Origin of the sequence: Paenibacillus lutrae, from assembly GCF_009757775.1 — a bacterium.
In the GTDB taxonomy this organism is placed as follows: Bacteria; Bacillota; Bacilli; order Paenibacillales; family NBRC-103111; genus Paenibacillus_F; species Paenibacillus_F lutrae.
Genome location: NZ_RHLK01000005.1, coordinates 1 through 20119, shown reverse-complemented (window position 1 = coordinate 20119; position 20119 = coordinate 1). Strand labels below are relative to the sequence as shown.

Genomic DNA, 20119 nt, shown 5'->3' with positions numbered 1-20119 from the left:
GGGAGCCTCTCTTATTTGAGATGAGGAGCAATCTCGGCTCCCATTTCTCTGGCCCGTTTTGCCGCACTGGATACTGCACCTGCGATCGCTTCCCCAAACTTGTAATTCTCCAGCGTCTTTAGTGCCGCCAAAGTGGACCCGTTAGGGGATGTGATTTTACGCCGGAGTTCGGCCGGTTCTTCACCGGTCAGCTCCATCATGCGTACTGCTCCGAGTACGGTCTGCATGGTCAGACGGCGCGATTCTTCCGCACTCAGGCCGCCTTCCACACCTGCTTTAATGAGCGACTCCATAAAAGAATACACGTAAGCCGGCCCGCTTCCTGAAATGCCCGTAACAATCTCGATATGTTCCTCTTCGACGACGGAGACAATTCCTACCGACTCAAACAGATTGATCGCAAGAGACTGCTGCTCTTCGGTAACGGTGGAGGAGAAGCTGATTCCCGTTGCGCCCAAGCCGATCGTAGCGGATGTGTTAGGCATTGTACGGACAATCGGAACCGCTTTTTCAAGCAGCAGTTCCATTTTATGAATCGTTAAGCCTGCTATAACAGAGACGAGCAGCTGCCGCTCTGAAAGAAGCGGCTTCAAATCGGCGAAGGAGGATTCAACGTCCTTGGGCTTCATGCAAAGAACGACGATGTCAGCGCTTCGGATGCGTTCTTGCTTCGTTTGAAGGTCGCTGCTCGTTTCTACTTTGTACAGCTCTTCCAGCTCTGAAAGACGCTGCGCATTTTGACGATTCGATACGAAGATTTGCTCAGGTTTAGTAATTCCGCGCTGAATAAGTCCTCTGAAAATGGCTTCTGCCATGGAGCCTGCTCCGACAAATGCGATGCGCTGGTTGAACGTGCGGTTGCTCATCTGCTTTTTCTCCTATCTAATGTGAGTTATTCGCGAATTTGGCCGTCTCCGTAAATCCGGTACTTAGTCGATGTGAGAGCAGGCAAGCCCATCGGTCCGCGTGCGTGAAGCTTCTGGGTGCTGATTCCGATCTCGGCGCCGAATCCGAATTCGAATCCGTCTGTAAAACGCGTAGAGGCATTGTGATAGACAGCCGCCGCGTCTACTTCGTGCAGAAACCGCTGGGCATGGCTTTCATTCTCGGTCACAATACATTCCGAATGCATGGTGCCGTGTGTGCGGATGTGCGCAAGGGCATCATCCAGATGGCGGACGATTTTTACGTTGAGGATATAATCATTGTATTCGGTATCCCAAGCTTCCTCGGAAGCGGTTTGGATGGCAGGGACAAGCTTGCGTGTATCCGGACAGCCATACAGCTGAACACCCAGCGCGGTCAGCTTATCGGCCAGCGCAGCCAGATGCAGCTCTGCAAAATGGCTGTGAACCAGCAACGTTTCCATCGAGTTACACACAGAAGGGCGCTGGACTTTGGCATTGATCGCTATTTTCTCCGCCATGTCCGGCTTCGCGCTTTCATCAACGAAGGTATGGCAGATTCCCGCGCCTGTCTCAATGACGGGAACGGAAGCATTCTGGACGACTGTCTGAATGAGGGAAGAACCTCCCCGCGGGATCAGTACATCCAGCAGTCCGTTAAGTTTCAGCATTTCGTCCACGGAGGAACGGTCCGGATTTGAAATAAGCTGGACAGCCATAGGAGGCAGATCGGTACCGGTCAGCGCAGCTTGGAGTACCTCGACGATCCGCTCATTGGAGCTTAAAGCGGAGGAACCGCCACGCAGCACAACGGCGTTGCCGGTTTTGAGGCAAAGTCCGGCTGCATCGACCGTTACGTTCGGACGGGCTTCGTAAATAATCCCGATCACGCCGAGCGGAACGCGGATCTTCTCGACACGAAGTCCGTTAGGACGAACGAATGACTCGAGCGTATCCCCGATAGGATCCGTAAGCTCTGCAATCTGCCGCAGCCCTTCCGCCATGCCTGCGATGCGCTCCGGATTAAGAGCAAGTCGATCGAGCAGGGAAGAGGAGGTCCCGGATTCCTGTCCGCGTTTCAAGTCCTTGGCGTTTGCTTCTATAATGGATTCCTGCTCGGCGATTAATGCTTCTGCCATGCGCAGCAGGGCCGTATTCTTCTGTCCCGTGGTTAAGCTTGCGAGTTTGGCCGAGGCTTCTTTGGCCAAGAGGGCTTTTTCTCTAACTTCACTCATGGATATTCACTCCTTATCGAATGTTGGTCTTGCCATACAGGGACGATCCGGCTAAAGCGCGCCGGAAGCCGGATAGCTCTGGAGAGTGATCCACTCGTCCCGGTGGATCACCTCAATGCGGGCAACTTCCACGCGGCGCTGGACTTCCTCTGTGCTCAGTCCCATGACCGCCTGCAGCTGCCAGGCGGCATAGTTGACAATGCCGCGGCCGATGCCGGTGCCTTGCGCGCAATAAACTTCGATTACATCACCTGGATGAAAGTCTCCCTCCACAGCAGTTACACCTGCCGGCAGCAGGCTTTTGCCGCCCTCGAGAAGTGCCGACCGGGCTCCTGGGTCCACGGTTACCTTTCCCTGGGGGACGGAGTGGAATCCGACCCACTGTTTCTTGATAGACAGGGTATGCATAGAAGCGGCGAAATAGGTGCCTCTCCCGCTCTCCGAAGCTGCCAGGCGGATATCTCCGGCCTCCGTGGCCCGGCCTACGAAGACGGGGATGCCGCCCCGCATGGCAATGCGGGCTGCTTCGATTTTGGAGCGCATCCCTCCGGTGCCGACCGAACTCCCGGCCCCACCGGCGATGCGGTACAGCTCGTCGCTGATCTCATCGACCCGGTCGATGCGTCTTGCATCCTTGTTCTTGCGCGGATCGTCCGTGTAAAGCCCATCCATATCGGTAATGATGATGAGCTGGCCGGCCTTCAGAAGATTAGCCACAAGCGCTGAAAGCGTATCGTTGTCGCCGAATTTTAATTCATCGACCGACACGGTGTCATTTTCATTGATGATGGGGATAACTTTACGCCGGAGTAACTCCTCCATCGTTGCGGTAGCGTTGCCTACGCGTCTGCGGCTCGTAAAATCATAACGCGTCAGAAGAATCTGAGCCGCTCCGATTCCATGGGTGCTGAGAGCTTCCTGATAGGCTTGCATGAGCAGAGCCTGCCCGACCGAAGCGGCGGCCTGCTTCTCGTGAAGCAGCTTGGGGCGTGTTTTGTAGCCCAGGGAAGAGAAGCCGGCCGCAACGGCACCGGAGGTTACGAGCACTACCTCGTATCCTTGCTGCTGCAGAGCGGATAATTCGGCGGCGAAGTAAGCGATCTTCTCCTTGTTCAAGCCGCCGGCTTCCGAGGTGAGGGAGCTGCTGCCTATTTTTACAACAATGCGCTGCATGAATGTCACTTCCTTAAGAAACAGTGCCCCTTACAGGGGAGATTGAATGAAATTAGTAAGGAGGGAAGTATGCAAAAAAGGCCTCCGTCCTCGTAAGGACGAAAGCCTGGGCTTCCGCGGTACCACCTTAATTGATGTGCATAGGAAATAATCCCACCCGGGCAGGCGTCAGATCCTTGAATTCTCTCTTTGCAGCATCAGCCGGTATATGGGCTGGGCCGTCATAGAAGAAGAATTGACAGGCAGGCCGCTGGCGGATGCACATCCATCTCGTTCCCTTGATAACAGAAGGGGGCTGTTCAGCTCATCGCTGACCGTTCCGGGGCGGGTTCGGGAAAGCTGCTGCAAAAGCTCTTTCAGCCGGGGAGCTTTTCTCTGGGGCATAGCGGGCATTCCTTACTGTTCCCATCATTACGTTCAATATGTCTTATTAGAATAGCATGCTGGCTTTAGTTTTGTAAAGCGCAGAGGCCCCCTGACAAGGAGCCTCAGAAATCTCTCATTATTCGAATAAATGCAAGGCTCCGATCCGCTGAACAGCCTCCACCAGGCGATCTTCAGGGGTGAGGAGTCCGAGCCTGACATAGCCTTCTCCGTGTTTACCGAAACCGATGCCCGGCGCTACGACGACTTTGGCTTCCCGCAGCAGAAGATCGGAGAATTCGGCGGAGCTGTATTTCTTGGGCACCGGCAGCCAAGCGAAGAAAGAGGCTTGGGAGGGAGCGGCTTCCCAGCCGATTTGATCCAGCGCCCCGAACAGGGCATTGCGGCGGCTCTCATACATCGAGCAGAGCTCATGTACGCAGTCCTGAGGACCGGTAAGCGCAGCAGCGGCAGCGGCTTGGATCCCTCCGAACAGGGAGACATACATGTGATCCTGCATAAGATTGATGATGCGGATCACTTCGGGGTTGCCGAGGGCAAAACCCACGCGCCATCCTGCCATATTATAGGTCTTGGAGAGCGTATAGAATTCTACGCCGACTTCTTTGGCTCCGGGCCGCTGAAGAAAGCTGACGGGTCTTTTGCCGTCAAAACCGATGGCTCCGTAAGCGAAGTCGCTTGCTACGACGATGCCGTTCTTAGCGGCGAATTCGATTGTATCGTCATAGAAAGAGGCAGGTGCTGCCGCAGCCGTAGGATTGTTCGGGTAGTTGATGAACATGAGCTTGGCCCGCCGGACGTCTTCCTCTGACAGGGAGCCGTAGTCCGGGAGGAAGGCATGGTCTTCACGCAGCGGCATGAAGGCCATCTCTGCGCCCGCGAGCGCTACTCCAGACCAGTAGTCGGGGTAGCCAGGATCCGGCACGAGGCAGACATCGCCTGGATTCAGTAAGCACTGGCTGATTTCGACAAGGCCGGTTTTACCGCCGAAGAGAATGGCGACTTCCGTCTCCGGATCGAGATGGACGCCGTAATCTTCCCGGTAACGGGCGGCGATGGCTTCCTTGAGGAAAGAATAGCCGCTGAAGGGCGGGTATTTGTGATACAAAGGATTCTCCGCCGATTCCTGAAGTGATTTTACGATATGTGGCGGTGTGGGGCGATCAGGATTGCCTTGACCGAGATTAATCACATCATAGCCGAGCGATATTTGTTCATTCGCTTTACGTACCAGGCCCGCAAAAAATTGTGCAGGCAGGCCGGACATCCGCTCCGCCGGTTGGATTTGAAAGCCGGTGTTTGTGCGTCCGGCATGTGCGATGGGGCTGCTCGCAGCCTCGCCTGCAGATTGGTTATTGTGGTTCATGTTCCATAGCCTCCATCATGCTGTATCCGTAAGGGTTTCCCAAGAATATCCCTACTTTATCATGATTCCAATAGGTTGTATACCACTCGGAATTGACAGATATGAGAGCCGTAAAGTGGTTGGGGCAGGTTCTGACGAAAGCGCGTATTTAGAAGGTCGCTGCCGTCTGTGTATGTGTGCCCTCATCCAATAAGTTCTTTCCGTTGCCACTGCCTGAGTTGCCTGCCAATAACGTACCGGAGCTTTTAGCTCCTTTGATACGGATGGCCGTTTCTTTACAACCCACTAGAATATTACCGGAGAGGACGCTGTCGCGTGAGTTTGCTTCACCTCTTGATTCGATGCAAATCCCGTCAAGCGTGCAGTTTCGAACAGAATTGCCTGAAGAAATGGTGCGTAGAGCATTCTGCAGTACGACTGCGCTGCCTGTTAAATGCCGCAAATCATTTCCGGTGATTGTATTGTCAGCCGGGAAGAGCTTGCCGTTTTCTTGATCTCCCTCAAGCACGATTCCGATTCCATCCATATGCTCCATACTGTTCTGTGCAAGGTGGTTAAGAAGAACATTGCGGGTTAATCTGATAGCTGTGCAGCCAGTCTTGGAAGCATTCTCATTTGTAATGTGGTTGGCTGTAATGCGATTGTGCGAGACCGGTTTCTTGGCATCATCTGATTGGATGACGAAAGCGCTGCTGTCAAAGAACGAGACACGGTTTCCCTCTATCGTAGACGCCGAGCAGCCATCTCCCAACCAAGCCGCGGCTGTAGATACGCTGCGGAATGTATTGTAGCGGATGAGATGTCCTTCGCCTCCTGCACAAAAGACGGCTGTGCCGTAGTGAGGTTTACCGGGCATATTGCCCAGAATAATATCGAATTCGTTATTTTCAATAATACAGCGAGTACAGGACCGCAATAGAATCGGACTGTAAACGGTATGAAACCGGCAGTTATAGATGCGGACACTGCTCGCCTGCAGTAGCGAAACTGCGCTGTCTTCATTGAAAGCTTTGGACCCGGCAGAGCCGCCCTGGATCGAAAGATGGCCGATTTCAATGCTGCCGGCGGGAGGCAGAGCGGTAAATACGCAGCCCGTGGCTCCGATTAAATGCGTGAGTGCGGCCCCGGCACCGATCAAATGTACGCCGCTTTGGAGTTGGACGGGTTTGGTCAGCAAATAGGTCCCGGCCGGAATGTAAACAAAGCCGCCCGTTCTGGCGGCAGCGGTGACGGCCTGCTGGATGCCTGTCCAGTCTTGATCCCCGTAGCCGCCCTGCCCGAGTGCGCCATACTCTTTTACATCGTGAATAAGGGTATCTGCTCCGCGTGCCTTAACGACTGCCGGAAGTGAACTCGCTGCCAGAACCGCGCCGGCTGCACCTAATGAAGCAAGCAGTTTTCTGCGGCTCCAGGTAGGGGGTGGTTGAGAATTGGAAGTCATTTTGTACGCTCCTCTCTGTATATAAATCGTTAGAATAGGTAACTTAATTCGCCTTATTCCATGTTTTTCCTCCCGGGCGGCGATTGTAAACTAATCATTGATCTTAAGAGGATGTTGCTCTATCATAAAGGCAAACTATCACCGGAACCGGAAAGGGTGAGCTTAGTGGAAACCATACATACGAATGAACAGAAGATTAGACTGGCATTGCTGCAGATGGATATAGCTATTGGAGAACCGGCGACAAATGCAAGAAAAGTAGAGGAGATGCTGAGTCGAGCTATCCAAGCGGAGAAGAAACCGGACATTATCGTTCTGCCGGAAATGTGGAACACCGGGTATGCGCTTGATCGTATTCATGAACTTGCTGATCCGGACGGAAAGCAGACGGCGGAGTTATTAAGTGAGTTTGCCCGCAAACATGGGGTGCAGATTGTCGGCGGATCGATTGCGGAAAGAATCGGCGATAAGGTTAAAAACACCATTTACGGTTTTGACCGGAACGGCGTGAATCACTTGTCCTATTCAAAAATTCATCTGTTTCGCTTAATGGACGAGCATTTGGCTTTAACGCCGGGAGAAAGCAGGGGAATGTTCGATATCGACGGTATTCCGGCAGGCGCCATCATTTGTTATGATATACGGTTCCCGGAATTGACACGCCGTCTTGCCTTGGAAGGGGCGCAAATGCTCTTCGTACCGGCGGAATGGCCGCATCCCCGCTTACATCACTGGCGCACTCTGCTCATGGCGCGTGCCATTGAGAATCAGATGATTGTGGTTGCCTGCAATCGTGTCGGAGAAAGTAAAGGCACCTCATTCTTTGGTCATTCCATGGTAATTGATCCTTGGGGGAATGTACTTGCCGAAGGCGGGGAAGAGGAAGAAATTGTCTATGCGGAAGTCGATCTGGGAGAAGTAGCGCAGGTACGGCGTACGATTCCAGTTTTTGAAGACCGTAGGCCAGGATTATATGACTAATAAACTTTAATATCAAAAATAACTCAAAAGCCACAGCTCTTCTTTTCTTGAAGAAGGACTGTGGCTTTTGAGTCTTTTCTAAGCTAACGATCTATTTATGAGGCCATGACTTGTTAAACGGACGACCTGCGTCCTGTAAACAGAGTAATGACGAACAGGATCAGGAATAGGAAGAAGAGTACTTTCGCAATTCCCGCAGCTGCACTCACAATTCCGAAGAAACCGAAGATTCCGGCAACGATGGCAATAAGCAGAAATATCATAGCCCACTTTAACATAAGTATCCCTCCCTGCGTTTATAAAATGTATTCAAGTTCTATCCATTATCGAGTCTTTCATGCTCAACCGCTATGAAAGTGTTCTCGTTATCGTGTTAGAGAAGCTTAGTAATTACTTAGAAAGCATAAGTTATGGCAATAGAATGTCGATGTTTAAATAAGGCAAGAAAATGTGATAGACTTAGAACAGGTTACTGTTCTGATTATCACGGCCGCTCATGTAAATGCCCGTTGGGGGAAGAGTCGTTTCTTCATCCAGGGGTCCTTTACTATGATTATAGTTATCGCCGTCACGATCCGTATAAGCAATTACGAGGATCTTTCCTTTGTCGAGCTCTTTTTCATAGGTGTTGGCTTCGGATTCGCTAAGTCCGAGAGATTCGATTTTGGCACGCAGTTCGTCCCCTTTAGAACGGAAGAGATTGGCTACGGCATTCATGAAACCTTCCTCAGCCACACCGATCTCATTGGTGTTGGTCATTTCTGCCACACCTTCGGTACGATCCGTATCGTGTGTCAGTACATAAATTTCGTCCAGATTATATCCTTCTGCCTGTAAGTTCTTCACTTCCCGCAGAGCTTGTTCTTCGTTACTTGCTAATCTCACTTTGGTTTCCATTATGTTTCTCCTCCTTATTGGAATCAGCCGCTGTAGTAAGTGGTTAAGGTGCGGCCAATTGCTTGTGTTTCAGTATGTCTTGCTGTCTGGCATGACTATTATTAACCTGGCACCCCATACCTGAAACAAAACAATTGACAAATTAAAAGATTTGTGAATTATCAAAACTTACCTGATTCAAAGTTAAGTTTTGAGGGTTACTTTACTTGAGGATATTTTATATAATAGGTAGGTATTCGATAGACTTACCCCAATTTCTATTAAGTAAATGCTCCCTAAGTAGGAATATACGGTACCCGATACGCGCCTAATCATTCCACATAAAAGGAGAAGAATTCACTGATGAGCATCATGATTGTTGATGATAATCCGGTCAATCTTATTGTGATCGAGAAAATATTGAAAAGCGCGGGCTACTCCGATATGCACCGCGCTTCTTCTGCAATGGAACTGTTTGATATGCTTTGTATCGAGAATCCCAGCACGTCTGATTTGCAGATCGATCTGATTCTGATGGATTTGATGATGCCCGAAATTGATGGAATCGAAGCTTGCCGGAAGCTGCAGCTGATTGAGGAACTGAAAGACATTCCTATAATTATCATTACAGCGATGGGAGACTCCATTAAACTTGCTGAGGCGCTCGAAGCCGGGGCTATTGATTATGTGACTAAGCCGATTAACAAAATTGAACTGGTTGCCAGAATCAAGTCCGCACTCAGGCTTAAATATGAGAAAGACTGGCACAGAGAGAATGACAACCGCATCCGCTCTGAACTGCAGCTTGCTAAAAACGTGCAGAGCAGTGTGTTAAGCCTCCCTGTCGTCACAGATAAAATCAAGATTGAAGCCTATTACAACCCTTCTTATGAATTGGCGGGTGACCTTTACAACTGGTATTCAATTGACGAAGACCGGTACGGTGTTATGCTGCTTGATATTATGGGACATGGAATCTCCTCATCCCTTGTCTGTATGTTCATTTCTTCTGTACTCCGGGATACCATTACCAAGTATGCGACGCCAGAGCTTGTCATTGCCGAGCTGAACCGGTACATGAACCGGCTGCATAACGATCAGAATCATTTGAATTATTATTTTACAGCCATCTATCTATTAATCGACACGAAGAACAAGACCATTGATTATGTTAATGCAGGTCACCCGCCAGGATTTTTAATGGAAAAGAACGGCGAAGCGGTCCCGTTAACGCAAGGCACGTGCGCGGTCGGTTTTTTTGAAACGATGGATATTAATCCGGGCCGTCTGACCTATCAGGACAGCACCCGTATTCTCTTATATACGGATGGCTTGTTGGAAGAGATTGAAGAAGATCCGACCGTCATGCCTGAGAGTCTCATAGAAGAAGTTAGAGCGAATGGGGATAAAGGCCTGAATGCTGTCGTGAACGGTGTGCTGAACGAAGATACACAAAGCAGCCACGCTGACGACATCTGCCTGCTGTGGATAGACATACATTAAAGTGCCTTGTCGAGGCGAGATGCTGAGTAGAGAAATCGAACCTCACCCTCGCCTCTTCATTCTATAGAGAAGACCAAAGGGGAGAAGAGAAGCAAATATGAAAATATCAACGAAACTAATGACTGGCTTCGGTCTGCTGCTTGTTCTCATGTTCGTACTGGCTGGCTTGGGAATGTCGCGCCTCAGTGCCGTTAATGAGAGCATGGACGAGATGTTTGTGAAGCGCTACGAGAAAGTCCGTCTTGCCTACAGCGCGAGATCTGATGTAAACACAATTTCCAAGTATATGGCCAATCTTCTGCTCAATCCCGACCCCAATATGCCGGGAGCCAAGGACAATGTAGAAAAGTCACTGCTCTATCTCGAACAATTAAATCAAGGAATTGCACAGCTCCTTGCCAATACAAAGACAGATGCGGAAAAGCAACTTGCCTACACCACCTCCCAGAACGGGGAGAAATTTACCAATTATGTTAACCAGGCTTTGGAATTATACAAACAGGGAAATGTGGAAGCGGCTAATAAGCTGCGTAATGCCACCGGAGTACTCTATCAGGATCAGGTTATTGCGAATCTGGATCAGATAACGGATTATCACAATGATAGTGTAGTAAGCGGGGTTAATGAATTCCGAAGCTCCAACAGCCAGACATTAATGTTCACTGCTCTTATCACGATAGCTGCCCTGATCATCGGTCTGGGCGTCATGTACTGGATTATCCGCAGTTTGTCTAGAGGACTTGCTTTGCTGACCCGGATGATTCAAGGTTTTGCTAACGGCAAATTCGATCCCGGTTACCGCATTGAAGTCACAACGACGGATGAATTCGGTAAGGTGGCGGATGTTTTCAACGGCATGGCGGACGGATTGGAAACACTGATGGGCAATGAAAGAGCGCTTAGTAAAATCAATGAAGAGCAGGCTTGGCTGAAGTCCAATGTCGCCAATATGAGCGTGCTCCTTCAGGATCAGACCAATATGCACGAACTGACCAAAAGCTTCGTGACCCAAAGCGCCCGGATGATCGGCGCCTCTTACGGGAGCGTCTACTTGCTGGAGAGAGAAGGCATGCGTTCCAGTCTTGTGCTCGCTGCTTCTTATGCTTTTGATGGAGATACGGATAGCAATCCTGCCGAAGAGTTTGCACTCGGTCAAGGCTTGGTGGGGCAGGTTGCCTCAGACGGCCAGCGTATTCTTATAGAAGAAGAAGTGGACCAGCAAGTGATGATCCGTTCTTCTTTCGGACAATTGGATGCTAAATATTTGATTGTAGAACCTGTTGAAGCTGATGATGAAATTTGTGCCGTTGTCGAGTTTGCGGGTCTCAAGAAGCTCAGCGAAGGACAAATAAACTTGCTGGAACAGTTGAGCGAGAATCTGGCGGTATCCGTTTCCCGGATCCGTTCGCGTGAACGGGTTGAGGAACTTCTGCGGATGTCCCAAGCTCTGACAGAGGAGCTGCAGAGCCAGTCCGAGGAACTTATCTCTCAGCAGGAAGAACTTCGCACGTCTAACGAAAAGCTCGAAGAGCAGACCAAAGCGCTCAAAGCTTCCGAAGAACTGCTTCAATCCCAGCAGGAGGAGCTTGAACAGAACAATTCCGAACTGCTTCGCAAGACCAAGCAGCTCGAAATTCAGGTTCAGGAAACGGAGCTTGCGAATCGCCAGATTGAAGAAGCGAAGGAAGCCATTGAGAAGCAGGCCTTTGAGCTGGCAATGGCATCCCGGTACAAATCTGAATTCCTGGCCAATATGTCGCATGAACTGCGGACTCCTTTGAACAGTATGCTTATTCTTTCCCAAATGCTTGCGGAGAATAAGGAAGGAAATCTGAAGAGCAAACAGGTGGAATATGCCGATACGATTCATTCCTCCGGTTCAGATTTGCTCAAACTGATTAACGACGTACTCGATTTATCCAAGGTGGAAGCCGGGAAAATCGACATCCAGACGGAATATGTGCTTCTTCCGGAAGTTATGGAAACGATCGAACGGTCATTCGATCAAATTGCCCGTAAGAAGGGGCTTGGCTTCGAAGTGAAGCTGGACAGCCAAGTTCCGAGAATGCTGTACACGGATAACATGAGATTGGAACAAATTCTTCGCAATTTGCTGTCAAATGCGTTCAAGTTTACATCTCAGGGCAGCGTGCTTCTGCATGTGTATCCTGTAGATGAGGGCGAGTCTCAGATTGCCTTCTCGGTAAAAGATACCGGCATAGGTATTCCGGAAGAAAAGCAGCTGCTGATCTTCGAGGCCTTCCAGCAGGCCGACGGCACAACCAGCCGCCAGTTCGGCGGAACAGGCCTGGGCTTATCCATCAGCAGACAGCTCGCTTCCCTGCTTGGGGGCAACATTGAAATTTGCAGCCGCGAAGGCGAAGGCAGCACCTTTACTCTCTTTATTCCGAACCGTCAGGTCTCGGAACGTCTCGGGGGTACGCGTGAAGCGGCAGCAGCAGGTCAAGAACAGCAGGAAGCTTTCGGCAGTGAGAACGAAGGCCAACGGACTTCACAGGCGCAGCCATTATCCATCCCGATGCCCAAACCGCCGAAGCCGGCTTCTAAGTCTTCTCAGCGTGAAGTAGAGGATGACCGGGGTACGATAGAAGAAAGCGACAAAGTTCTGCTGATCGTTGAGGATGATGTCCACTTTGTCCAGGTGCTTGTAGATATGGCCCGCAACCGCGGATTCAAAGTGCTCGTTGCCATGCAGGGCGATATTGGCCTCCAGATGGCAAGAGAGTATAAGCCGGACGGTATTCTGCTGGATATCCAGCTGCCGATTGTTGACGGCTGGTCCATCCTTGTGCAGCTTAAGAATAATGCGGATACCCGCCATATTCCGGTACATGTGATGTCCGTGGTAGATGAGGTTCATCAAGGTTTATCGATGGGGGCTATCGCCTATATGCGCAAGCCTTCCAGCAAAGACCTGCTTGAGCAGGCATTCAGTGATTTGGAAGGGTTTATTGATCAGAGTCTGCGCAAGCTGCTTCTGGTGGAGGACGATCCTGTCGAGATTAATAATCTCATTGAGTTGATCCGTCACGATGATGTTATCATTGACGTTGTGTCCAGTGCGGATGAAGCCATGGAGAAGCTGCAGGAGCAGCACTTTGACTGCATGGTGCTTGACGTGGGACTCGCAGATAAAACGGCGTTTGACCTGCTGGATCAAATTAAGGGCGACGAGAATCTTCGCCGTTTGCCGATTGTGATGTATACTCAGAAGGAATATGATAAGAAAGATGAAATGCGGCTCAAGAAATATGCCGAATCGATTATTATCAAGAATGTAAAGTCGCCTGAACGCCTTCTGGATGAGACAGCTCTCTTCCTGCATCGGGTGGAAGACGGGCTCCCTGAGGAGAAGAAGCAGATTCTGCAGCGTCTTCACAGCAGTGAAGCTGTGTTCTCAGGAAAGAAAGTGCTTCTGGTTGATGACGACATTCGCAACGTATTCGCCCTGTCCAATCTGCTTGAAGGATACAACATGAAAGTCCTGTTTGCAGAAACGGGACGGCAGGCTTTGTCCATCCTGGACAGAGAGCCGGATATCGATCTTGTGCTGATGGATATTATGATGCCGGAGATGGACGGATACGAAGCTATGCGTGAAATCCGCAATATGCCGCACTTTGATCATTTGCCGATTATTGCACTGACAGCCAAAGCTATGCGGGACGACCGCGAGAAGTGTATTGCCGCGGGAGCATCGGATTATATTACGAAACCAATAAATAATGATCAATTGATGTCTCTAATTCGCGTTTGGTTGTTTAAATAAGAGTAGGAACAAATGCGAAACCTCTGAATAGGACAGATGATAAGTTCAGCAAGATCTTTTCGGAGGAGAGGGAGAGAAACAATGGATTCCTTTACGAACCTGGATCAACTGCCCGTACTTTCAGGACTTCAAGCTGAACATGAACGCATTGAGATTAATCTGCTGCTTGAAGGTATTTTTCGAATATATGGTTATGATTTTCGCAATTATTCTTATCCGTCTATCCGCAGAAGGATCTGGCACCGTATCTTAGCGGAGAAGCTGGCTACGGTGTCCGGCCTCCAGGAGAGAGTGCTGCATGATCGCGAATGCCTCGAAAGGCTGCTGTCGGATCTCGTTATCCATGTTACCGAGATGTTTCGTGATCCCGAGGTTTTCACTTCCTTCCGACAGGATGTAGTTCCGATGCTTCGGAAGTACCCCGCTATACGCATCTGGCATGCGGGCTGTGCAACGGGTGAGGAAGTATACTCCATGGCGATCCTTCTACATGAAGAAGGATTATATGACCGCACGCGCATCTATGCGACGGATATCAATGAAGAGGTACTCAAGAAAGCGGAGAAAGGGATCTATCCGCTCCGTAATATGAAGGACTATACGAGGAACTACTTGCAGGCTGGAGGCAAGGAAGCCTTCTCGAAGTACTACGCGGCCTCGAAGGATTCAGTAACGTTTCAACCTTTTTTACGGGACAACATCGTATTTGCCCAGCATAATCTGGTCACGGATCGGTCATTCAACGAATTTCATGTGATCTTATGTAGAAATGTGCTCATCTACTTTAACACTCAACTGCAAAACCAAGTGCATAGTCTGATTTACGGAAGCTTAAGTCTATCTGGTTTTCTGGTTCTGGGCGATAAAGAAACGATCACTTTCACCAAGCATGCGTCCGCGTACGAAGCCGTCAGTACAGCCAACAAGATTTACCGGAAGGTGCAGTGACGCTGCATAGGATGAGGAGACGACTTGGAGGAAGGGGTTTCTTAAATTGAATTTGGACGAACCGATTAAAATTCTGATGGTGGATGATCAGCCAGAGAATCTGCTTGCTCTAGAAGCGGTTCTTGCGGAGGAGAATTACCATCTGGTCAAAGCAGGCTCCGGTGAGGAAGCTCTCCGGTGTCTGCTGCATGATGATTTCGCGGTAATCGTACTCGATGTCCAAATGCCGGGAATGGACGGCTTCGAAACCGCCAAATGGATCAAATCGCGGGAGAAATCCAAGGATATTCCGATCATTTTTATCACGGCGGCCTCCCATGAAAAGGAGCACGTGTTTACGGCATATTCGGTAGGCGCGATCGATTACATCGTTAAACCTTTTGTTCCACATACACTCAAAGCCAAGATTGAGGGCTTCGTTAATTTGTTCCTGGTCCAGAAGAAGCTGCAGCATCAGTCTCAACTGCTTAACATGCGTACCCAGGAGCTTCTGAATGCCAAAGAAGCGGCAGAGTCAGCTAACCGGGCGAAATCCGAATTTTTGGCTCTAATGAGCCATGAGATCCGTACCCCGATGAATGGGGTAATGGCCATGACGGATCTTCTGCTGGAGACCGAACTCAACGAAGAGCAGCGGGAATATGCGGACACGATCAGCCGCAGCGGCGCTGCACTTCTTCATATTATCAATCAGATTCTGGACTTTACTAAGCTGGAATCTTCCAAAATGGAAATGAGCGTAGAGCCCTTTGACCTTGCGGTTTGCATGGAGGAGACAATGGATCTGTTCTATGGAGAATGCCGGAAGAAAGATTTGAATTTGAAAAGAGTTATTGAACCGGGAGTGCCGGAACATCTGATAGGAGATGAGATGAAGCTCCGCCAAGTCCTCATCAACTTAATCGGGAACGCGGTTAAATTTACAGAGGATGGCGACATTACGGTTCACGTATCCAGGATTGACAATCATTCACTGGAGGGTTCCAAGCTCTTGCTACAGTTCAGTGTTAGGGATACAGGTATAGGAATACCGGTTGAGAAAAGAAACCGGTTATTCCAGCCTTTTACACAGGTGGATTCCTCCATGACCAGAAAATACGGAGGTACTGGCCTGGGGTTGGTGATCTGCCAAAATCTGGTTGAATTAATGTCGGGATCTATAGAAGTTCATTCTGAAGAAGGCCAGGGGACCGAATTCATTTTCACCATTCAGGTGGAGGAGTTGCTGGCATCCTAACCTGTTGTTTCGTATCAAGCTTTGCAGCCGTAGCAATACGGCTGCAAAGCTTTTTTTATTGGGCAATTAGAGACTACCGGCGCTATTTATCTGATTCCTTGGGCCGGCTGAAAGTCCTGACAAAGGGGGATCGGAAGATAAAGGCTCCGGTTCCAGTATCCTTGATGCAGCCGGTCAGGTTGCAATTTCAGACTTTCGGGGATTCTACAAACACAGCGCCTCCTGAATTTTTTGTGCATGAAATACGAAATTTTACAATGAATTTAGGCATAAGATGATTACAATTCCGCGGCACGGGGTATTTAATGTTTAGACAAGTTTCATGAAACGTATGATTAACAATTAGTGAAATAATTGCCTATAGAGATATGAGAAATGACAACTATGAAAGGGACAGGTGAAATGAAGATGAGAAAAGAAAGTGTAGCCCTATTATTAGCAGGAGGCGAAGGACGCCGGTTGGGAGCTCTTACCCATAATACGGCCAAGCCCGCTGTACATTTTGCAGGTAAATATCGGATGATCGATTATGCACTGAGTAATTGCCGTAATTCCGGAATTGACACGATCGGCGTCGTTACCCAATACAAACCGGAGTCTCTACATCAACATATTGGAAATGGAACGGCATGGCTAAATGAACCTGACAAAGGCAGTATTGAATTACTTTGTTCCGATCAGGAACATGTTGTAGGAAACGAATATACAGGCACTGCGAATGCCGTATATCAGAATCGTCATTTTATTGAGAAACACGATCCTGAATTTGTCGTCGTTTTATCGGGTGATCATATTTATCAAATGGATTACAGCGAGATGATTCGTCAGCACAAAGAACGCGGATCTGAAGCTACAATCGCGGTTAAACCGGTAGGTTGGGATGAAGCAAGCCGCTTCGGCATTATGAATGCGGATGAAACAGGCCGTGTGGTTGAATTTGAGGAAAAACCAGCTCAACCCAAGAGCAATTTGGCTTCCATGGGCATTTACGTATTCAACTGGGATTTCTTGAAGAAAGTGCTTGAGCGTGATGATGCAGCTGAAATTTCTTCCCATGATTTCGGTAAAGACGTCATTCCTATGATGGTAGAAGAAGGTGCATTCGTTCATACCTTCTCTTATGAAGGATATTGGAAAGATGTCGGTACAATCGATAGCTTGTGGCAGGCACAAATGGATCTGCTCCATGAGTCCCCGCTTCAAAGTGAAATTGACTGGCCGATGTACACGGCGCAGATCGCGAATGTGCAGCCGCATATTGACCGTGCAGCCCGGGTAGACAGCTCGCTGATCAGTGAGAACTGTGCAGTGTACGGCAGTGTAAACCATTCTGTGGTCTCCCATGGCGTTTACATCGGTAAAGGCAGTGTGTTGACGGATTGTGTTATCATGCCGAATGTCAGAATCGGGAATAACGTTAAGCTGCACAAAGCTATTATCGGCGAAGGCAGTGTTCTATGCGATGGAGTAACGGTCGGTAAAGCTGATGCAGAGAGCATTAGTGTAGTCGGAGATCATGAAGTTATGTACAAGGTTAATGAAAAGCTTCCTAAAATTTACTTGCCTCGTCTTGAGCGCATCGGATAAGGAGGAAAGAAGAATGCAATCCATTATTGTAGTTGACAATGAGAAGGAAATTCGCGAAGTGATCCGGCAGCTGCAAGCTGCAGGCTGCGAGCCGCACTGTATCCATATTCTTTCAGATGAAAACGTCGATACCGAGCAAATGCTCATGCCCCGTTATACAAGCCGGATCGGTTTCTCAGCGGAGCAAATGGGCTATACGATGGCGACTATATTCCGCGGCAAAGGAGCGGCGATCCGCTCCAAGCTTATCTCATTGGGGCTGGCAGGTACGGCAATCGGTTACTATGCGGATGAAATTGCACGGCGCCGTATCGTGGTAGTGGCATCGCCAAATACGGATACGTATGCATTTAATCCGCTGTATGCAGACGAGCCTGCGGCAGCAGCTTCTTGGATGGCTCCTTAATCCCTATGAGGCTTTGAGTGGAGATAAGAACCAGCTTGAAGATCAACAATTAACGACGGCCAGTCAATCCGAAAACCACAACGTCTTAGGAGGGAACCCGGATGAACAGGAAATCACTAACAATTGGACTGTTAGGAGGCATATTGCTCTTTAACGGAGCACAAGGGCTAGAGCAGCCTGCTTCCGCGGATACCAGTGTCCCAAAGACTACCGAGCACAATTTTGCGCCAGCGCCAATGAATTCAGCTGTCCGGACAGTGAATTTACCCGGCTCAGGGAGTGAGAGTGGGCAGTTAGTTGTTGAATCAACAGTTGAGTCTGTCTCGGCTCATACAGCCGCAAAGCCAGATTTAAAGCAAATTAACGGTATATCCTTAACGGATGATCTGAATACAGTCCTTAAGCTTAAGGGACAACCGGAACGTCAAAGTTCGGATGAATTCTTTGGAGACACCCAAATTTTGCATTATTCCGATTGCACCATTGGGGTTAGTGAGTACGGGATTGAATATGTTGAAGTTGGCTCCGACCAGAACCAGGTTATTGTAGATGGCATTGTTTACAAGAATGATCGTCAGGTACTCGAAGATGCCCTGGGAGAGCCTTATTTTACAGCAGAAGATGGCCTTGTTTATACGCAAGATAATCAGGTTTTGAAGCTTTTCATTAACCCGGAAACGAATCAATTGGAATCTATTCATTTTTTTCCGAAATCCAGCGAATAAAACACATGGTTATACGTAACCTTTTCATAAATGGAACAAGCCCAGCTGTAGTGGAGCTTGTTTTTTTGTGTTGTATGAGGAGACCGGGCCTGCTAACAAAGCAAGGGCGGTCGAGAGGGATTCAATTACGGATCAGTACGGAGCAATTACGGGATCAATTAAGGAATGAGTCCTTAGGTAATCCCATCTAACGATTAGGCCATACAGGGTTGCTTCATGTTCTTTAGGCTTATGCTGCTATGTCGCTCACTTATGTCTACTTAGCTGAATTGAGGAAGGTAGGATTACCTGCTTGGTACCCTTGCTTTAAGGAAGAGAAATGCTTATATTCTTATTTATACAAAGAAAAACCAGCCTATAAGGCTGGTCCCAGATTGCAGACAAACTCCTTTGTTCCGAATGGAACTCAGGAGTTTGTCTTGTTTGGAGAAATAAAAAACTCAAAAATGCAGTAAGTTTCTGTTTTGAGCCACCGGTTCTCCAAAGCCAGGTGGCTAGTTTTTTGAGGTTCATGCACGCGAAAACGAGCATCGCCTGCATGGATACCTTCCGCAGTCCTCGCAAGGTGGTCCATCGCATGCCATGCTTTTCTTTNAGCCACCGGTTCTCCAAAGCCAGGTGGCTAGTTTTTTGAGGTTCATGCACGCGAAAACGAGCATCGCCTGCATGGATACCTTCCGCAGTCCTCGCAAGGTGGTCCATCGCATGCCATGCTTTTCTTTCATGTCTGCAAATACGCGTTCAATCGTTTCTTTGCGCTTGGAATAGATCCGCTTGTTCCGTTCTGTATGACGCAGATGCTCTGCTTCTTCAAGGTAATCNTGGTCCATCGCATGCCATGCTTTTCTTTCATGTCTGCAAATACGCGTTCAATCGTTTCTTTGCGCTTGGAATAGATCCGCTTGTTCCGTTCTGTATGACGCAGATGCTCTGCTTCTTCAAGGTAATCCGCCCAGATATGACGGCTCACTCGCTTCTTAAAGTCCTTGCTTTCCGTACATTGTTTCAAGAAAGAACAAGACTTGCATCGCTCCGGGTTAGAACGGTACATCTGGTAGCCGTCCCGGTTCGTCAATTCGTACGTTAAAAATTCGTTGCTGGGGCAAATGTAAGCGTCGTAGTGCTCGTCGTACACATATTCGTATTTCTTGAAGAAACCATCCTTCGTTTGTGGACGCNCTGGTAGCCGTCCCGGTTCGTCAATTCGTACGTTAAAAATTCGTTGCTGGGGCAAATGTAAGCGTCGTAGTGCTCGTCGTACACATATTCGTATTTCTTGAAGAAACCATCCTTCGTTTGTGGACGCGTGTACGGCATAACCGGGCGAATGCCGTCATCCATGAGCAGCTTGCTGATGTACGGCGTCTTGTAACCGGCGTCGACCGCCACGGCTTCCGGTTTTCCGANTGCATCGCTCCGGGTTAGAACGGTACACCTGGTAGCCGTCCCGGTTCGTCAATTCGTACGTTAAAAATTCGTTGCTGGGGCAAATGTAAGCGTCGTAGTGCTCGTCGTACACATATTCGTATTTCTTGAAGAAACCATCCTTCGTTTGTGGACGC

Annotated in this window: 16 protein-coding genes and 3 pseudogenes; 8 read left to right on the top strand and 11 right to left on the bottom strand. The window is 49.1% G+C overall.

What is annotated here, in order from left to right:
• Nucleotides 1-11: 11 nt before the first annotated feature.
• The 6 genes from proC to EDM21_RS10695 all read right to left on the bottom strand — a co-directional run bounded on the left by proC (nucleotide 12) and on the right by EDM21_RS10695 (nucleotide 6504).
• A complete protein-coding gene (proC, locus tag EDM21_RS10720) occupies nucleotides 12-866 on the bottom strand; it encodes a pyrroline-5-carboxylate reductase (RefSeq protein WP_157335405.1) in 855 nt (284 codons plus the stop codon).
• A 26-nt stretch (nucleotides 867-892) separates the two neighbouring features.
• Nucleotides 893-2140 (bottom strand): glutamate-5-semialdehyde dehydrogenase, encoded by a 1248-nt coding sequence (locus EDM21_RS10715; protein ID WP_157335403.1) that lies wholly within the window; start codon nucleotides 2138-2140, stop codon nucleotides 893-895.
• A gap of 51 nt (nucleotides 2141-2191) precedes the next feature.
• The gene (gene proB / locus EDM21_RS10710; protein ID WP_157335401.1) at nucleotides 2192-3313 is read right to left on the bottom strand and encodes a glutamate 5-kinase; all 1122 of its coding nucleotides are present in this window, start codon (nucleotides 3311-3313) and stop codon (nucleotides 2192-2194) included.
• Between the two features lie 168 nt (nucleotides 3314-3481).
• The gene (locus EDM21_RS10705; RefSeq protein WP_157335399.1) at nucleotides 3482-3697 is read right to left on the bottom strand and encodes a hypothetical protein; all 216 of its coding nucleotides are present in this window, start codon (nucleotides 3695-3697) and stop codon (nucleotides 3482-3484) included.
• Between the two features lie 118 nt (nucleotides 3698-3815).
• Nucleotides 3816-5063: a pyridoxal phosphate-dependent aminotransferase gene (locus tag EDM21_RS10700; RefSeq protein ID WP_157335397.1), complete on the bottom strand. Its 1248-nt coding sequence runs from the start codon at nucleotides 5061-5063 to the stop codon at nucleotides 3816-3818.
• A 148-nt stretch (nucleotides 5064-5211) separates the two neighbouring features.
• Nucleotides 5212-6504 carry a glycosyl hydrolase family 28-related protein gene (locus EDM21_RS10695; RefSeq protein ID WP_157335395.1) on the bottom strand — a complete coding sequence of 431 codons (1293 nt, stop codon included), beginning with the start codon at nucleotides 6502-6504 and terminating at the stop codon, nucleotides 5212-5214.
• Between the two features lie 165 nt (nucleotides 6505-6669).
• Here EDM21_RS10695 and EDM21_RS10690 point away from each other — a divergent pair, with 165 nt between their 5' ends.
• Nucleotides 6670-7485, top strand: a complete 816-nt coding sequence (locus EDM21_RS10690) for a carbon-nitrogen family hydrolase (RefSeq protein ID WP_338043969.1) — start codon at nucleotides 6670-6672, stop codon at nucleotides 7483-7485.
• A 113-nt stretch (nucleotides 7486-7598) separates the two neighbouring features.
• On the opposite strand, the gene EDM21_RS10685 is transcribed toward EDM21_RS10690, so the two are convergent.
• Together EDM21_RS10685 and EDM21_RS10680 are read right to left on the bottom strand one after the other, a co-directional pair.
• Nucleotides 7599-7763 carry a DUF1328 domain-containing protein gene (locus EDM21_RS10685; RefSeq protein WP_157335393.1) on the bottom strand — a complete coding sequence of 55 codons (165 nt, stop codon included), beginning with the start codon at nucleotides 7761-7763 and terminating at the stop codon, nucleotides 7599-7601.
• Nucleotides 7764-7944: 181 nt separating this feature from the next.
• Nucleotides 7945-8382 carry a YflT domain-containing protein gene (locus tag EDM21_RS10680; protein ID WP_157335392.1) on the bottom strand — a complete coding sequence of 146 codons (438 nt, stop codon included), beginning with the start codon at nucleotides 8380-8382 and terminating at the stop codon, nucleotides 7945-7947.
• A gap of 342 nt (nucleotides 8383-8724) precedes the next feature.
• Here EDM21_RS10680 and EDM21_RS10675 point away from each other — a divergent pair, with 342 nt between their 5' ends.
• The 7 genes from EDM21_RS10675 (at nucleotide 8725) to EDM21_RS10645 (ending at nucleotide 18557) form a co-directional block, all read left to right on the top strand.
• Nucleotides 8725-9864 (top strand): fused response regulator/phosphatase, encoded by a 1140-nt coding sequence (locus EDM21_RS10675; protein WP_157335391.1) that lies wholly within the window; start codon nucleotides 8725-8727, stop codon nucleotides 9862-9864.
• Nucleotides 9865-9961: 97 nt separating this feature from the next.
• The gene (locus tag EDM21_RS10670) at nucleotides 9962-13654 is read left to right on the top strand and encodes a response regulator (RefSeq protein ID WP_157335390.1); all 3693 of its coding nucleotides are present in this window, start codon (nucleotides 9962-9964) and stop codon (nucleotides 13652-13654) included.
• Nucleotides 13655-13735: 81 nt separating this feature from the next.
• On the top strand, nucleotides 13736-14602 hold the full coding sequence (locus EDM21_RS10665) for a CheR family methyltransferase (protein WP_157335389.1): 867 nt from the start codon (nucleotides 13736-13738) through the stop codon (nucleotides 14600-14602).
• A gap of 46 nt (nucleotides 14603-14648) precedes the next feature.
• Complete coding sequence (locus EDM21_RS10660; protein WP_157335388.1) at nucleotides 14649-15839, top strand: ATP-binding protein; 1191 nt, start codon at nucleotides 14649-14651, stop codon at nucleotides 15837-15839.
• Between the two features lie 408 nt (nucleotides 15840-16247).
• Entirely contained in the window at nucleotides 16248-17426 is a 1179-nt protein-coding gene (locus EDM21_RS10655) for a glucose-1-phosphate adenylyltransferase (RefSeq protein WP_157335726.1), read from the top strand.
• A 13-nt stretch (nucleotides 17427-17439) separates the two neighbouring features.
• On the top strand, nucleotides 17440-17832 hold the full coding sequence (locus EDM21_RS10650; protein WP_157335386.1) for a YflT domain-containing protein: 393 nt from the start codon (nucleotides 17440-17442) through the stop codon (nucleotides 17830-17832).
• 101 nt (nucleotides 17833-17933) lie between these two features.
• The gene (locus EDM21_RS10645) at nucleotides 17934-18557 is read left to right on the top strand and encodes a hypothetical protein (protein ID WP_157335385.1); all 624 of its coding nucleotides are present in this window, start codon (nucleotides 17934-17936) and stop codon (nucleotides 18555-18557) included.
• Between the two features lie 306 nt (nucleotides 18558-18863).
• Here the strand turns inward: EDM21_RS10645 and EDM21_RS25230 are convergent.
• From EDM21_RS25230 to EDM21_RS25220, 3 pseudogenes are all read right to left on the bottom strand, one after another.
• Nucleotides 18864-19151: pseudogene (locus EDM21_RS25230) on the bottom strand (transposase); the annotation flags it as partial.
• Nucleotides 19067-19369: pseudogene (locus tag EDM21_RS25225) on the bottom strand (transposase); the annotation flags it as partial. The pseudogenes EDM21_RS25230 and EDM21_RS25225, both read right to left, overlap by 85 nt.
• Nucleotides 19279-19734, bottom strand: a pseudogene (locus EDM21_RS25220) (transposase); the annotation flags it as partial. The pseudogenes EDM21_RS25225 and EDM21_RS25220, both read right to left, overlap by 91 nt.
• Nucleotides 19735-20119 lie beyond the last annotated feature (385 nt).